Source organism: Nocardiopsis oceani (genome assembly GCF_054777395.1).
Window position 1 is genome coordinate 1 of the sequence record NZ_BAAHAR010000031.1, and the last position, 15,181, is coordinate 15,181.

Annotated in this window: 10 protein-coding genes and 1 pseudogene; 6 read left to right on the forward strand and 5 right to left on the reverse strand. The window is 71.4% G+C overall.

The genetic code is table 11. From position 1 onward, the window contains the following. Together ACYVDG_RS19210 and ACYVDG_RS19215 are read left to right on the forward strand one after the other, a co-directional pair. A pseudogene (locus tag ACYVDG_RS19210) lies at positions 1-212 on the forward strand (succinate--CoA ligase subunit alpha); the annotation flags it as partial. Next, a complete protein-coding gene (locus tag ACYVDG_RS19215; protein WP_460754684.1) occupies positions 209-1,756 on the forward strand; it encodes an aldehyde dehydrogenase family protein in 1,548 nt (515 codons plus the stop codon). The pseudogene ACYVDG_RS19210 and the gene ACYVDG_RS19215, both read left to right, overlap by 4 nt. A gap of 1,717 nt (positions 1,757-3,473) precedes the next feature. Here ACYVDG_RS19215 and fdhD read toward each other — a convergent pair. The 5 genes from fdhD to ACYVDG_RS19240 form a co-directional block, all read right to left on the reverse strand. Next, a complete protein-coding gene (gene fdhD / locus ACYVDG_RS19220; RefSeq protein ID WP_460754686.1) occupies positions 3,474-4,355 on the reverse strand; it encodes a formate dehydrogenase accessory sulfurtransferase FdhD in 882 nt (293 codons plus the stop codon). Between the two features lie 4 nt (positions 4,356-4,359). Beyond that, positions 4,360-5,301: a 2Fe-2S iron-sulfur cluster-binding protein gene (locus ACYVDG_RS19225; protein ID WP_460754690.1), complete on the reverse strand. Its 942-nt coding sequence runs from the start codon at positions 5,299-5,301 to the stop codon at positions 4,360-4,362. Beyond that, positions 5,298-7,289 (reverse strand): NAD(P)H-dependent oxidoreductase subunit E, encoded by a 1,992-nt coding sequence (locus ACYVDG_RS19230; RefSeq protein ID WP_460754694.1) that lies wholly within the window; start codon positions 7,287-7,289, stop codon positions 5,298-5,300. The genes ACYVDG_RS19225 and ACYVDG_RS19230 overlap by 4 nt, the downstream gene beginning before the upstream one ends. Positions 7,290-7,610: 321 nt before the next feature. Then, entirely contained in the window at positions 7,611-9,560 is a 1,950-nt protein-coding gene (locus ACYVDG_RS19235) for a molybdopterin oxidoreductase family protein (protein ID WP_460754697.1), read from the reverse strand. A gap of 156 nt (positions 9,561-9,716) precedes the next feature. After that, positions 9,717-10,739 carry a 2-dehydropantoate 2-reductase gene (locus ACYVDG_RS19240; protein WP_460754700.1) on the reverse strand — a complete coding sequence of 341 codons (1,023 nt, stop codon included), beginning with the start codon at positions 10,737-10,739 and terminating at the stop codon, positions 9,717-9,719. Between the two features lie 79 nt (positions 10,740-10,818). Between ACYVDG_RS19240 and ACYVDG_RS19245 the strand changes: the two genes are divergently transcribed. The 4 genes from ACYVDG_RS19245 to ACYVDG_RS19260 all read left to right on the forward strand — a co-directional run bounded on the left by ACYVDG_RS19245 (position 10,819) and on the right by ACYVDG_RS19260 (position 15,090). Then, entirely contained in the window at positions 10,819-12,036 is a 1,218-nt protein-coding gene (locus ACYVDG_RS19245) for a molybdopterin molybdotransferase MoeA (protein ID WP_460754703.1), read from the forward strand. Between the two features lie 71 nt (positions 12,037-12,107). After that, entirely contained in the window at positions 12,108-12,794 is a 687-nt protein-coding gene (locus tag ACYVDG_RS19250) for a GntR family transcriptional regulator (RefSeq protein ID WP_460754706.1), read from the forward strand. Positions 12,795-12,798: 4 nt separating this feature from the next. After that, positions 12,799-13,821 (forward strand): LysR family transcriptional regulator, encoded by a 1,023-nt coding sequence (locus ACYVDG_RS19255; protein WP_460754708.1) that lies wholly within the window; start codon positions 12,799-12,801, stop codon positions 13,819-13,821. A 102-nt stretch (positions 13,822-13,923) separates the two neighbouring features. After that, positions 13,924-15,090 carry an NAD-dependent formate dehydrogenase gene (locus tag ACYVDG_RS19260; protein ID WP_460754711.1) on the forward strand — a complete coding sequence of 389 codons (1,167 nt, stop codon included), beginning with the start codon at positions 13,924-13,926 and terminating at the stop codon, positions 15,088-15,090. Positions 15,091-15,181 lie beyond the last annotated feature (91 nt).

The following is a 15,181-nucleotide window of genomic DNA, read 5'->3' on the forward strand; positions in this document are numbered from 1 at the left end:
AGACGATGGGCCATGCGGGTGCCATCGTGTCGGGTTCTTCGGGTACGGCTGCGGCCAAGAAGGAGGCTCTGGAGGCTGTGGGTGTCAAGGTCGGCAAGACCCCGACCGAGACCGCCCAGCTGGCCCGCGTCCTCGTGCCCGGAAGCGGGAACGGCACCGGAGAGGAGGCGGGCACCCCCTCCCAGGCCGGGGCGGTGCCGACCAGCCGATGACACGCACGCTCAAGCCGGGGACCGAGTGGGCGTCCGTGTACGCCCGCTGTCGTGAGATCGCACCGGAGGCTTTCGGCGCCCACCGGGTGCACAACCACTGGGGTGGCGAGTGGCACGACGACGGGGAGCCCCAGGTCGCGTTCAACCCCGTCGACGGCGCCGCCTGCTCCGCACCGCCCCTGCTCGACCGCGGGACCGCGGCCACCGCCGTCGCCGAGGCCGGGCGCCAGCACCGCTCCTGGAGCACGATCCCCCTCGCTGAACGCAAGCGCCGGGTGGACGCCACCGTCCGCGCCTGGCGGGAGCACCGGGACACCCTCGCCCTCGCGCTCGTCTGGGAGATCGGTAAGCCGTGGCGGCTCGCCTGCCAGGACGTCGACCGGGCCGTCACCGGCGTGGAGTGGTACTCCGCGGAGATCGACCGCATGCTCGAGGGCAGGGAGGCCCTGCCGGAGCCGGTCAGCAACATCGCCAGCTGGAACTACCCCATGAGCGTCCTCGCGCACGCGATGTGCGTCCAGGCGCTGGCGGGCAACGCCGTCGTCGCCAAGACCCCCACAGACGGCGGACTCGTCTGCCTCACCCTGGCCACCGCCCTGGCCGTGCGCGAGGGTCTGCCCTTCACCCTGCTCAGCGGGGGCGGTCGCGAACTGTCCCCGGTCCTGGTGCGCGGCCCGGGGATCGGGTGCGTCTCCTTCGTCGGCGGACGCGACTCGGGCGGCCGGGTCGCGTCTGACCTGGCCGACCTGGAGCGCCCCCACATCCTCGAACAGGAGGGCCTCAACTGCTGGGGCGTGTGGGAGTACTCGGACTGGGACACCCTGACCGGCCAGATCCGCAAGACCTTCGACTACGCCAAGCAGCGCTGTACCGCCTACCCCCGCTTCGTGGTCCAGCGCTCCCACTTCGACGGGTTCCTGAGGGCCTACCTCGACGCGGTCTCCGCCGTCCGGTTCGGTCACCCCCTGGCGGTCGACTCGCCCGGGGACGACCTGCCAGAACTCGACTTCGGCCCGCTCATCAACGCCTCGAAGGCCAAGGACCTCACCGGGCGCGTCGCCGCCGCGGTCGCGGGAGGAGCGGTGCCGATCCACCGCGGCTCCCTCGACGACGCCCGGCTGCTCCCCGGCCAGAACGCGGACGCCTACGTGGCCCCGGTGGCCCTCCTCGAGCCGCCGCGCCCCTCACCGCTCTTCCACGCCGAGCCCTTCGGCCCGGTCGACTCCATCGTCCTGGTGGACACCGAGGCCGAGCTGCTCGCGGAGATGAACGCCAGCAACGGGGCGCTGGTCGCGACCCTCTCGTGCGACGACGTCGACACCGCCGAGCGGATCGCCGCCGGTGTCCGCGCCTTCAAGGTCGGGGTGAACCGGCCCCGATCGCGAGGTGACAAGGACGAGCTGTTCGGCGGCTGGGGCGAGTCCTGGCGGGGCGCCTTCGTCGGCGGCGAGCTCCTGGTGCACGCGGTGACCCGCGGTCCGGCGGGCGAACGGCTGCCCGGTAATTTCCCCCACCACTCCCTGCACCCGGAGGGGCGGTTCTGACTCGGAGGGCGGGCAGGCACCCCAGCCGGTTGAGGGGGACATGAAAAAGAGGCCCCGGAGCGGAGTGACCCGCTTCCGGGGCCTTTTTCACCGATATTGGGCGAGGAAGCTAGGCGTTCACTGGGGGTTTTGCGCTGTGGGCTCTGTGGGCGCTGTGGGCTCGCTGGGTGGGGGTTTGTTGTTGGGTGCGGGTTGCCCCGTTTCCTGCCGCTTGATGGTGGCCGTCTCCGCTGCGCGCGTCAAGGTCGTCGCCATCGAGCGCTTCGCGCGTCATTGGCGCTCCACCTTGACCCGCTTCGCTGCGACGGCGGGTCGGCGGCAGTCAGGAAACGGGGGCGTGTGGTCGGGGCCCCAAGGGGCCCTTCGGGCCCCGGGCCTTCGGCCCGGTGGGCCGGGCTTCGCCCGGCCGGGCCGGGTGCCCCGGCCCTCCGGCCGTGTCCGGCCGGATTCCTGCCCGTCCGTCTGGCTTCCTCGGCCAGCGCGTCGCAATCCAGTGACCAGCCGGCGACGAAGGACCCGAACAGGCCGGGCGCATGGCCGAGCGCGTCCCACCGGGCTTTCGGTCGGACTCAGCTCCCCCTTCCCCGATGATCTTGCCCCTGTCTCAACCCTCGACGGCCGAGGGTTGAGACAGGGGCAAGATCATCGGGGATCAACCGGTTTCGGACGCAACGGACACCCCCACCGGGCCGGTTTCGGACACCGAGACCGCCCCCCCCCGGGGGGCGGCCGCTACCCCCGGTGGAGGCACCCGGGACACCGACCCCCGCCCAGAAGCACCCGGGGGCCGGTGAACCCCCTCCCTGGAGGCAATCTCGGTGCCCAAAATGACTCCAGCAGGGGGGTTCGATGCCCTGGAACCCACACCCGACCGGTCCAACAGCACCACCCCGCCCCGACCGGTCCACCCACCGAGCCGCAAGACCGGTGGGACGCGCCCAGCCACCCGCCCGGCCTGATCGGGCCCTTCGTCGCCCACTGGCCACTAGATTGCGACGCGCCTGCCGACACAACCAGACCCACGGGAAGGAACCCGGCCGGCCACGGCCGGACCGGGCCGCAGGCTCGGAGCAGTACCCGGCCGAAGGCCGGACCCGTCGCCACCCCGACCACACGCCCCCCGTTTCCTGACTGCCGCCGACCCGCCGTCGCAGCGAAGCGGGTCAAGGTGGAGCGCCAATGACGCGCGAAGCGCTCGATGGCGACGACCTTGACGCGCGCAGCGGAGACGGCCACCATCAAGCGGCAGGAAACGGGGCAACCCGCACCCAACAACAAACCCCCACCCGCGCGGAGCTTCCTCTCGCGCGGAGCTTCCTCTCGCGCGGAGCTTCCTCTCGCGCGGAGCTTCCTCTCGCGCGGAGCTTCCTCTCGCGGGGAGCTTCCACCCACGCAGACCCCGCAACCAACAGCAAGCTCCCAGCCACTTGTCTGCCGGGGCTGTGGTGCGGTGTTGCCCGCCGATGTGGATGCTTGGCGCAAACTCGCCTGTCGGGGTGAGGGTGCGTGGATCGCGGGGGCGCCAGTCAGCCGCCCCCGCCCCCGCCCCCGCCCCCGCCCCCGCCCCTCCAGATGAGTAGGAGGGTGCCGGACGCGGGAGGTCCCCCACCACCCAGGTGGGCACCTACCTGCGAGCCCGCGGCTTCAGCCATGGGTCTTTGAAGCTGTCGGGCCCGCCCGGTGCGGGGGGCTGGATCGCACCGGGGCGGGCCCGCGTCTACCGTCCCGGACGTCCAAGCCCTCCTGGGGCCGTCAAAGGCGGGATCAACGCCTTCTCCAAGAGGACTCTCTGTCGTCCGGCGTAGACGTTCATGGATGCACCGCGGAGAAAGCCGACGAGGGTACTGCCCGCCTCGCGGGCGAGGTCGACGGCCAACGAGGAGGGCGCGGAGACCGCGGACATCACGGGGATGCCCGCCATCCAGGCCTTCTGCACCAGTTCGAAGGACGCGCGGCCGGACACCATCAGCACGCTGGCGCGCAGCGGCAACCGGTTCTCGCGCACGGCCCAGCCGACGACCTTGTCGACGGCGTTGTGCCGACCCACGTCCTCACGTAAAGCGACGAGTTCGCCGCTTTCGGTGAAGAGTCCGGCCGCGTGCAGCCCTCCGGTCCGGTCGAACACCCGCTGTGCCTCGCGTAAGCGGTCCGGCAGTTCCGTCAGGGTCTCGGCGGTGATGCGGACGTCGTCCTCGGCCACGGACCACGCGGCCTTGGTCCGTACCGCGTCCAGGCTGGCCTTGCCGCACAGCCCGCAGGACGACGTCGTGTAGAAATTGCGTTCGAGGGAGGCGTCCGGGGGCGGGACCTCCGGGGCGAGGTCGACGTCGAGGACGTTGTAGGTGTTGACCCCGTCCTCCGTGGCCCCGGCGCAGTAGCGGATGGCGCGGATGTCCGCGGCGCTCCGCACCACCCCCTCGCCGGCCAGGAAACCGGCGGCCAGGTCGAAGTCGTGCCCGGGGGTGCGCATCGTGACGCTGAGCGGGGCGCCGTTCACCCTGATCTCCAGGGGCTCCTCCGCGACCAGCGTGTCGACGCGCTCGCTCACGGCGCCGTCCCTGAGGCGCAGGATCCTCTCCCTTACGGTGACCCGTCCCATGGCCTCACCCGTCGCCGCGGTTCTGTACGTGCTGGAAGCCGAATCTGCCCTTGACGCACAGGTTGCCGTGCGTGATCGGGTTGTCGTGCGGGGAGGTGACTTTGACGATGTCGTTGTCCTGCACATGCAGGGTCACGTTACAACCGACCCCGCAGTAGGTACAGACCGTCGTCGTCTCCGTCTGGCGCTCCTCGTCCCACGTGCCCGCCTCGCGCATGTCGAACTCCGTGACGAACGACAGCGCACCGGTCGGGCACACCTCCACGCAGTTGCCGCAGTACACGCAGGCGGAGTCGGGCAGCGGGGCGTCGTGCTCGGTGGAGATCCGGGTGTCGAAGCCGCGCCCGGCCACACCGATGGCGAAAGTGTTCTGCCACTGGTCGCCGCACGCGTCCACGCACTTGTAGCACATGATGCACTTGGAGTAGTCGCGCACGTAGAGCTCGTTGTCCCGCTTGACGGGTTGCTCGACCGTGGCGGCCACGCTGCCGTCGCCGGCCTCGTGCTCGCCCGCGCGGCGGGAGTCGCGTTCGCCGAGCCGGGCGGGTTCGGCGCGCTGGCCGAACCGGTCGGGGTCGGCCTCGTAGCGCTCGTTCCACTCGGGCACCTTGGGGGTGGTGGACAGGTCCACCGAGGAGCCCAGCAGTTCCAGAACCAGCTTGCGGCTGTGCCGTACGCGCTCGGAGTCGGTCTGCACACTCATCCCCGGCTCCAGCTTTCGGGAGCAGGCGGGCGGGAGCGTGCGCGACCCCTCGACCTCGACGACGCACACCCGGCAGGCGTTGCGCGGGGTGAGGGTGTCGCCGTAGCAGAGGGTGGGGATCTCGGTGCCGCGGTCCTCGCATGCTTCGAGGATGCTCGACCCCTCGGGGACACGGACCTCCTGGCCGTCGATGGTCGCGTCGATCAGGCGCTTGGGTGGGGACAGGAACACGGGAGCGGTCATCGGCCCTCCTTGGTCAAGTTCTGGTTCGCGGCGCCGGTGCCGCCTTCGTCGCTGGTGTCGGTCTGGAAGAGCCCGAGCCGGTCGATGGCCGACTCCACGGCGTTCCACGCGGTCTGGCCCAGGCCGCAGATCGAGGCGTCGCGCATCGCCCAGCCGACCTCGCGCAGCAGCTCCACATCGCTGGTGGGGTCGCCGCCCCGGCTGATCCTCTGGAGTGCCTCCTCCTGGCGCACGGTGCCGACCCGGCACGGCACGCACTGGCCGCACGACTCGTCGCGGAAGAAGGCGGCGACCCTGGCCAGGGTCGCGGGCAGGTCGCAGGTCTCGTCCAGGACCAGCACCACGCCGGAGCCGAGGGTGGTGCCCGCCTCCCGGGCACCCTCGAAGGTGAGCGGGATGTCGAGTTCGTCGCCCCGCACGAAGGAACCGGCCGCGCCGCCGAGCAGGACGGCCTGGATGCTGCGGCCCTCGTGTACCCCTCCGGCCGCGTTGACGAGGTCGCCGAGGGTGGCCCCGAAGGGGAGCTCGTAGAGCCCGGGCCTGCGCACCGAGCCGGAGAGGCAGAAGAGCTTGGGTCCGGCCGACCCGGAAGTGCCGACCTGGGCGTAGGCGGCGCCGCCGTTCAGCACGATCGGCAGGACGTTGACCAGGGTCTCGACGTTGTTGACGGCGGTCGGCTTGCCGAACAGGCCCTTCTCCACGGGGAAGGGCGGCTTGGCGCGGGGTTCGCCCCGCTCGCCCTCGATGGACCCGAAGATCGCGGTCTCCTCGCCGCAGATGTAGGCGCCGGCGCCGCGCCGGATCTCGATGTCGAAGGTGAGCCCGGAGCCGAGGATGTCCTCGCCGAGGAAACCGCGTTCGCGGGCCTGGGCGATGGCGTTCTCCAGGTGGTTGAGCGCCCTCGGGTACTCGCCCCGGATGTAGAGGTATCCGAGCTGGGCACCGGTCGCGTACCCGGCGATGGTCATAGCCTCCACCAGGGCGAACGGGTCGCCCTCCATGAGTACGCGGTCCTTGAAGGTGCCGGGCTCGCTCTCGTCGGCGTTGCAGATCAGGTAGTGCGGGGTGTCGAGCTGGGAGGCGGTGGCCTGCCACTTGCGCCCGGTGGGGAAAGCGGCGCCGCCCCGGCCGAGGAGGCCCGAGTCGGTCACTTCGCGGATGACCCCGGCCGGCCCCAGGCGCAGGGCCTCGCGCAGAGCGGCGTACCCGCCTTCGGCGCGGTAGTCGTCGAGGCTGAGCGGGTCCACCTTGCCGATCCGGCGGAGCAGGACGTGCGAGGGGTCGCCCGCGTCGGGTACCGCCTCCCGGACCGGTGGCTCGGGGGAGGGCCCGGCCAGCGGTTCGGTGGCGAAGGTCGTGTCGTGGCGCGGGAGGGGGGTTCCGTTGGGCCCCGTGGCCTCCGGGCCCAGGTCGTTGGCCTCGGCCAGCGCGTCCACGTCGGCGGCCTCTGCGGGGGCGGCGAGCGCGTAGCGGGGCTGGTTCCCGGCCTCCAGGGCCAGCGCGGCGGGTGCGCGCTCGCACACCCCGAGGCAGGGGCTCTCGTGCCACGTGGTGGCGCCGTCCTCTGCGCCTTCCTCTGCGCCGGCCGGCCCGAGCCGCTCGGCGAGCCGGTCGCGCAGTTTGCCGGAGCCGGAGGCCGCGCAGGCGATGTCGGTGCACAGGTGCAGGACCCGCCGGGGGCGCTTGTGCATGGCGAACAGCGCGTAGAAGGTCGCCACGGCGTAGGCCTCGGCCGGGGGCACGGTCAGCCTGCGGCAGATGTGGTCGAGGGCCCCCTCGCTGATCCAGCCGATCCGGTCGTTGACCGCGTGCAGGGCGGGGAGCAGGAGGTCGCGGCGGCCACGGGCTTCGTGCCCGCCCTCCGCGTAGCGCAGGTCCGAGTCCTGCCGGATCCCGCCTTCCCAGCCGGACGCGGGTGGGCCGAGCACACTCTCGACCGCCGCACGCTCGGCCTCGGTGGGTGGCTCGTCCCGGAATAGCAGGTCCACGCTTCGATCACCTCGTATCGCCTGTTGTCTCGCCTGTAAGGCAGATCACAGTATTCTGTATGCAGAAAACGGTAAGCTCCAGGTGTCGGATTGACAACCCTCGCTCCTGAAGCGATATCAATCCGCTCCGGTGGTGCCCGGTCACCCGCGGTGCGGCCGTGACCAGGCGCGACGGGCCGGACCGTCTCCGCTCAAGGGCTGGGGAGACGGGCCGACCCACCACCGGTCAAACCCGCTGCCGGGCCGCCGCCGGACCGGGTGTCAGCGGTCGGCGGCCCGGCGTCGGTCACGGGTCGTCAGTCACGGGCTGTCTGCGGGCCGTCAGGACGTCATCAGTTCTTCGGTGGTGACCGCACCCTCTTCCACACGCTCGATGTGTACCGCCGCCGCCTTGTACTCCGCGGTTCCGGCGATGGGGTCGGTGGCGTCGATGGTCAGCAGCTGGGTGTCGACCTGGTCCGGGAAGTGGAAGGTCATGAACACCAGCCCCGGCCGCATGGCATCGGTGACCGAGGCCGGAACCAGCACCGACCCGCGGCGCGACGACACCCGGACCGTTTCCCCGTCGCGGATCCCGAGTTTGTCGGCGTCCTCCGGGGAGAGGTCCAGCAGCTCGCCCCGGCGCATCGGCGAGGAGAAGCCCGAGGTCTGCACGCCCGTGTTGTAGTCGTCCAGTCGGCGCCCGGTCGTGAGCCGGAAGGGGTAGTCCTCGTCCAAGAGGTCCACCGGGGGCGAGTGCCCCACGATCCCGAAGGGAGCGGGTTCGCCGCGCTCCTCCGGATCCTCCGACCACAGCCGCGCGTGCAGGAAGCTGGGCTCGACGGCGTCCTCGGAGTAACAGGGCCACTGGATGCCCTGGCGTTCGGCCAGGTGCGCGTAGCTCATGCCCCGGTGGATGGGGGACAGCGACCGCAGTTCGTCCCAGATCTCCTCCGCCGACGGCCTGCCCCAGTCGGTGCCGAGCCGGGAGGCCATGTCGCACAGGATGTCGATGTCGTCGCGTGCCCCCTCGGGCGGGTCCAGGGCCTTGCGGACGAGCTGCACGCGGCGCTCGCTGTTGGTGAAGGTCCCGTCGGACTCGCACCAGGACGCGCTGGCCGGGAACACCACGTCGGCCAGTTCGGCGGTCCGGGTGAGGAAGATGTCCTGCACGACCAGGTGGTCGAGGTTGCGCAGCCGACTGGTGGTCTTGTGCGTCTCAGGCTCGGACTGGACGGGGTTCTCGCCGATCACGTAGAGCGTCTTGAGCTCGCCCTCCTCCATGGCCTCGAACATCTGCGTGAGGTTTTTGCCCTTGCTGCCTTGGATGGAGCGGCCCCAGGCCTGTTCGAAGGGTGCGCGGATCTCGTCGTCCAGGATGTTCTGGAAACCGGCCAGGCGGTCCGGGATCGCGCCCATGTCGCCGCCGCCCTGCACGTTGTTCTGCCCGCGCAGCGGGTTCAGCCCGGCGCCGTGGCGCCCGACGTGCCCGGTGAGCAGTGAGAGGTTGATCAGCGAGCGGACGTTGTCGGTGGCGTTGTGGTGCTCGGTGATACCGAGGGTCCAGCACAGCTGGGCGCGGTCGGCGAGCGCGTAGGAGTGCGCGAGTTCGCGGATCGCTTCGGCGGGGACGCCGGTCTCGGCTTCGGCGGCGGAGAGGGTCCAGGGTTCGACCAGCTTGCGGTACTCCTCGAGGCCGCTGGTGGCGCGCTTGAGGAAGGTCTCGTTGGCCAGCCCGGAGTGCAGGATCTCCCGGCCGACGGCGTGGGCGAGCGGGATGTCCGTGCCCACGTTCAGGCCGAGCCAGCGGTCGGCCCACTCGGCGGTGGAGGTGCGCCGGGGGTCGATCACGAACAGCTTGGCGCCGTTGCGGACCCCCTTGAGCACGTGCTGGAAGAAGATCGGGTGCGCGAAGCGGGGGTTGCCGCCCCACACCACGATCAGGTCGGTGTCCTCGATCTCGGCGTACGAGGACGTGCCTCCGCCGGAACCGAACGCCGCCGCCAGACCGGCGACGCTGGGCGCGTGGCAGGTGCGGTTGCAGGAGTCGACGTTGTTGGTGCCGATGACCGCCCGCGTGAACTTCTGGGCCATGAAGTTCATCTCGTTGGTGGCGCGGGCGCACGAGAGCATGCCGAAGGAGTTCGGCCCGTGCCGGTCCACGCCGTCGCGGAAGCCGGCGGCGGCTCGGCTCAGCGCCTCCTCCCAGGAGGCGGGGCGCAGCTCGCCGTCCTCGCGGACGAGGGGCTGGGTGAGTCGGGTCATGGGTGTGCTTGACGCCTTGGAGCGCATGGGGCCTCGCTAGGTCGTGCCGGGGTCGGGAGCGGGGTCAGGGATCTCCTGCCTCGGCGTGTGCACTGCGGTGGGGCGACGGGAGGCGACGCTTACATGAATATTGAATACAGTATTTGTTGCCGCCGTGTTTCCGTCAATAGCTGGGGTGCGGCCTCAGCCGCTGGTGGCCTCGGCGGGGGCCGGAGCCGGCGTCCCCACGGCGGGCAGGTCGAGCATGCGGGCGTTGAGGAGCGAGGCCACCGAGTCGACCGCGCGCAGGGCGGGCACGTCCGCCCCGGTCAGGTCGGCCAGTTCCACCACCGCGGACAGGATGACCTCCAGTTCCATCGGACGGTTCCGCTCCAGGTCGTGGAGGGTTGAGGTCCGGTGGTCCCCGGCCCGCTCCGCCCCGGCCAGGCGGCGGTCGATGGAGATCCCCGTGTGCACGCCGAGCCGGGAGGCCACGTCCAGGGTCTCGGCCATCATGGTGCGGGCCAGGCCGCGGGTGGAGCGGTTGTGGCAGATCTGCGCCATCGTCGACCGGGTCAGGGCGCTCAGGGGGTTGAAGACGATGTTGCCCATGAGCTTGACCCAGATGTCCTCGCGCAGGTCCGCCTCGACCGGGCACTTGAGGCCGCCGGCGGTCATGGCGGCCTGGAAGTCCCGGCAGCGCTGGGAGTCCGAGCCGTCCGGCTCGCCGATCGAGAAGCGGGTGCCCTCCATGTGGCGCACGACGCCCGGGCCTTCGAGTTCGGTGGCGGCGTAGACGACGCAGCCGATGGCGCGCTCGACCGGGATGGCCCGGCTGACGGAGCCCCCGGGGTCGACGCTTTCGATCCTGCGGCCCTCGAGGGGGCCGTCCACCCCGTGGAAGTACCACCAGGGGATGCCGTTCTGCGCGGCGACCACGGCTGTGTTGGGGCCGAGCATGGGCCGCAGCATGGCCGCGCTGCTCGCGTAGTGCTGTGCCTTGAGTCCGAGGAAGATGAAGTCGACGGGTCCGACTTCGGATGGGTCGTCGGTCACGTGGGGGCGCACGGTGAAGTCACCGCGGTCGCTCAGGACCTGCACGCCGTGCTCGCGCATGGCGCGCAGGTGCGGTCCGCGGGCGATCAGGTGGACGTCGGCCCCTCCCCGGTGGAGTGCCGCGCCCACGTAGGCTCCGATCGCGCCGGCGCCCAGAACTGCGATTCGCATAGGTACACCTTCTTTCTCCATACTGTATACAGTATGCTTCTCTTTCGTGCCCGGCCACACCCCCCAGAGGTGAGAAGAGATGTCCGACCGGAGCCTTTCGAGAACTTCGCCGATCTTTCCCACTGAGCCGCGCCCCTACACCCCCGAACCCTGGCACCTGGCGCGCAGTGCGGCCCAGGCGTTCGCGCAGGGCGCCGAGGTGTCCGGCGTCGAGGTACCGCTGGCAGCGGCGCTCGGAGCCACCCTCAGCGAGGACCTCGTTTCCGACATCGACGTACCCTCCCTCGACAGCGCGGCCATGGACGGCTACGCGGTCGCCGGCCGCGGACCCTGGGCGCTGCGGGGGCACGCCCTCGCGGGGCACCGCGGGCCGGTGGACCGGCTGCGAGCGGGCGAGGCGGTGGAGGTGGCCACCGGGGCCGTCGTCCCTCTCGGCACGGACTCCGTGATCCCGTACGAACAGGCCGCCGTCGACGGTGGCGGCCTGCGGGGCGAAGCCGAGCCGGGGCGGCACGTCCGGCGCCGGGGCGAGACCACCCCGACCGGCGCGCTGGTCGCCCCGGGCGGTTCACCGGTCACCCCGGCGCTGCTGGGGCTGGCGGCCAGCCTGGGACGGGACACGATCCCGGTGGTGCGCCCGGTGGTCCGCGCCCTGGTCACCGGGGACGAGGTCGCCCAGCACGGGGTCCCCGCGCCGGGGACGGTCCGGGACGCGATCGGGCCCGTGCTGCCCGGCCTGGTGGCCTGGGCCGGAGGTGCCCTGGAGGAAACCACCCTGATCGGTGACGACCGCCCCGCGATGCTGGCCGCACTGGAAGGGGGTCGGACCGCCGACGTGATCGTGGTGTGCGGCGCTTCCTCGGCCGGTCCGGCCGACCACCTGCGCGGGGCGCTCGACGACGCGGGTGCCCAGGTCCGAATCGACGGGGTGGCCTGCCGGCCCGGCCATCCACAGCTGCTGGCCTCCCTGGAGTCAGGCACCTTCGTCGTCGGTCTTCCTGGCAACCCGAACGCCGCGCTGGTCGCCGCGCTCACCCTGCTGGTCCCGCTCCTGAGCGGGATCACCGGCCGCCCCGACCCCGCGCACACCGGGCGCAGGGTCCGCCTGGTCGGGGCGCCCCGGGCGCGCGCGCACGAGACCACCCTGGTCCCGGTGCGGGTCAGTCGGGACCTGGCCGCGCCCGTGCCGCACAGCGGGCCGGCCGATCTGCGCGCCGCCGGGGTGGCCGACGGGTACGCGGTCGTGCCGCCCCGCAGGGGCTGGGGGAGGGTCGAGTTGGTGGAACTGCCGGGGTGATCCGGAAAGGATTTCGTACACTGTCTACACTTCTGAGAAAACCCCAGATCTGAGAGACCAGGAGCCGTCCCATGTCAACGCAGGGGCTGAAACCCGCCGCAGGCAGGATCCAGAGGCCCGTGCCTCTACGTGAGGCCGTCTACGAAGCGATCCTCGACCTCATCACCACCCGGGCGCTGTCCCCGGGGCAGCACCTGGTGGAGACCGAACTCGCCGAGCAGCTCGGGGTCTCCCGCCAGCCGGTGCGTGAAGCGATGCAGCGGTTGAGCAACGAGGGGTGGGTGGACCTGCATCCCGGCTACGGGGCGTTCGTGCACACGCCCACCGAGACCGAGGCCGACCAGCTGCTGGTGGTCCGCTCCCTGCTGGAGACCGAGTCCGCCCGGCTGGCTGCGGAGAACGCCACGGAAGAGCAGATCGCCCACCTCAAGGAGCTGGTGACCACGGGCCGGGGGGCGACCGAGACGGGCGACACCGAGGCCGTGGTCCGGCTGAACGCCGAGTTCCACCGCACCATCACCGTCGCCTCCGGCAACAAGGTGCTCACCGAACTGGCCGCCCAGGTCGATCGCCGGGTGCGCTGGTACTACACCCCCGTCGCCCGTATCCGGGGCTCCGCCTCGTGGGACGAGCACGAGGAGCTCCTCTGGGCCATCGAGTCGCGCGACGTCAACGCGGCCACCGCGCTGATGAACCAACACACCGAACGGACCCGGCTGACCTACAACGAGTACGCGGGCGGAGAAGAGGAGCTATGACGGGGTGACCACCACGGACGGGCGCATGGGCAGCCGGGCCTCCTCGGTACTCCTGCGCCAGATGGAGTACCTGTCCGCGCTCGCCCGAGAGGGGCACTTCGCACGGGCGGCGGACGCCTGCCACGTCTCCCAGCCCTCGCTCTCGGCCGGGATCAGCAAGCTGGAGCGCGACCTCGGCGTGTCCATCGTGCACCGGGGCCGCCGCTACGAGGGGCTCACGAAGGAGGGGGAGCGCGTCCTGTGGTGGGCGCACCGCATCCTCGCCGAGTGCGACGCCCTGCACGAGGACCTGTCCTCCATGGCGGGCAGCCTGTCCGGGGTACTGCGCGTGGGGGCGATCCCGACGGCCCTCCCTGTGGCGCCCCTGCTCACCACCCCCTTCTGCGAGCGCCACCCGGACGCCGGGGTGGCGCTCGAATCGCTTCCGTCGCAGGAGATCTCCCGTCGGCTCGGGGAGTTCGACCTCGACGCTGCCGTCACCTACGTCGACGACGGCGAGGTGGGCGACGTGCGGATCACACCGCTGTACGAGGAGCGCTACCTGCTCCTCACCCCGCTGCACGGCAGGTTCGCCGACCGAGGCACGGTGCGCTGGGCCGAGGCCGCCGAACTGCCGCTGTGCATGCTCACCCCGGACATGCGCAACCGGCGCATCCTCGACGGCTTCTTCGCCGAGGCGGGCGCCGCCGCGGTCCCGGCGATCGAGACCGACACGGTCGCGGCGCTCTACGCGCACGTGGCCACGCGGCAGTGGTCGAGTGTGGTCTCCCACGCCTGGCTGAACATGTTCGGGGTGCCCGAGGGCATGTGCCTCGTGCGGATGGCGGATCCCGGCAGGTTCCCGAGGGTCGGCCTGGTCGTGGCGGATCGCGACCCAGGGTCGCTGCTGGCGGGCGCGCTGTTGGAGGTCGTTCGGTGGCTGGACGTGCGCGGTGACCTGGAGCGCCTGCTCCAGCGGCACCTGGCAAGGCGCGCCGACACCCGGCTCGGCGTACCGGCACCGCGGGCGCCTGAGCGGGGCGCATAGGCGGGGGCTATCGCCGCATAGGTACTTTCGCTTTGACCGTCGGCCGGCGGGCGGGTGAGCCTGGAGGTGTACCCACCCCGCAACGCCACAGCGGAGGACACCATGGCGAAGATTCTCTGTGTACTGTATGCAGACCCGGTCAGCGGCCAACCCGAAACCTACGCCCGCGACGGACTGCCCCGCATCGACCAGTACCCCGACGGCCAGACCCTGCCCACCCCGAGCGACATCGACTTCACCCCCGGAGAGCTGCTGGGCAGCGTTTCCGGGGAACTCGGACTCCGCAGGTTCCTCGAGAGCCAGGGACACACCCTGGTCGTGACCTCGGACAAAGAGGGGGCCGACTCGGTCTTCGACCGCGAGCTGCCCGACGCCGACGTCGTCATCTCACAGCCCTTCTGGCCCGCCTACCTCACCGCCGAGCGCATCGCCCGCGCGCCCAAGCTCAAGCTGGCCGTCACCGCGGGCATCGGCTCCGACCACGTCGACCTGGACGCCGCCATCGAGCACGGCGTCACCGTCGCCGAGGTCACCTACTGCAACAGCATCAGCGTGGCCGAGCACGTGGTCATGATGATCCTGTCCCTGGTGCGCAACTACTTGCCCGCCCACAACTGGGTGCTCGACGGCGGCTGGAACATCGCCGACTCCGTGGAGCGCTCCTACGACCTGGAGGGCATGCACGTGGGCACGGTGGCCTCCGGCCGCATCGGCCTGGCGGTCCTGCGCAGGCTGGCCCCCTTCGACGTGAACCTGCACTACACCGACCGGCACCGCCTGCCGCGCGAGGTCGAGGAGGAACTGAACCTCACCTTCCACGCCAGCGCCGAGGAGATGGTGCCCGTCTGCGACGTCGTGACCATCAACGCGCCGCTGCACCCCGAGACCGAAGGGCTCTTCGACGACCGCCTCCTCGCCACCATGAAGCGCGGCGCCTACCTCATCAACACCGCCCGCGCCCGCATCTGCGACCAGGACGCCATCGTCCGCGCCTTGGAGAGCGGCCAGCTCGCCGGGTACGCGGGTGACGTGTGGTTCCCCCAGCCCCCAGGTCCGGAGCACCCGTGGCGCCGCATGCCCCACCACGGCATGACCCCGCACATCTCCGGTTCCTCGCTGTCCGCCCAGACCCGCTACGCGGCGGGGACCAGGGAGATCCTGGAGTCGTGGTTCGCCGGTTCGGCCATCCGCGACGAGTACCTCATCGTCGACGGCGGCAAGCTCGCGGGTACCGGAGCGCACTCGTACTCCACCAACACCAAGAGCTGACCGCGGCTCGGGTCCGGGGCCCGCCGACGGGTGCGGCACCGGATGCGGGGGCTGGAACGCCAACGCAGGCGGAAACGATGCAGACCGGCGG

Coding starts and splice junctions, on each gene's coding strand:
- ACYVDG_RS19215 (WP_460754684.1), top strand. CDS start 209: ATGACACGCACGCTCAAGCCGGGGACCGAGTGGGCGTCCGTGTACGCC.
- fdhD (WP_460754686.1), bottom strand. CDS start 4,355: ATGGGACGGGTCACCGTAAGGGAGAGGATCCTGCGCCTCAGGGACGGC.
- ACYVDG_RS19225 (WP_460754690.1), bottom strand. CDS start 5,301: ATGACCGCTCCCGTGTTCCTGTCCCCACCCAAGCGCCTGATCGACGCG.
- ACYVDG_RS19235 (WP_460754697.1), bottom strand. CDS start 9,560: ATGCGCTCCAAGGCGTCAAGCACACCCATGACCCGACTCACCCAGCCC.
- ACYVDG_RS19240 (WP_460754700.1), bottom strand. CDS start 10,739: ATGCGAATCGCAGTTCTGGGCGCCGGCGCGATCGGAGCCTACGTGGGC.
- ACYVDG_RS19245 (WP_460754703.1), top strand. CDS start 10,819: ATGTCCGACCGGAGCCTTTCGAGAACTTCGCCGATCTTTCCCACTGAG.
- ACYVDG_RS19250 (WP_460754706.1), top strand. CDS start 12,108: ATGTCAACGCAGGGGCTGAAACCCGCCGCAGGCAGGATCCAGAGGCCC.
- ACYVDG_RS19260 (WP_460754711.1), top strand. CDS start 13,924: ATGGCGAAGATTCTCTGTGTACTGTATGCAGACCCGGTCAGCGGCCAA.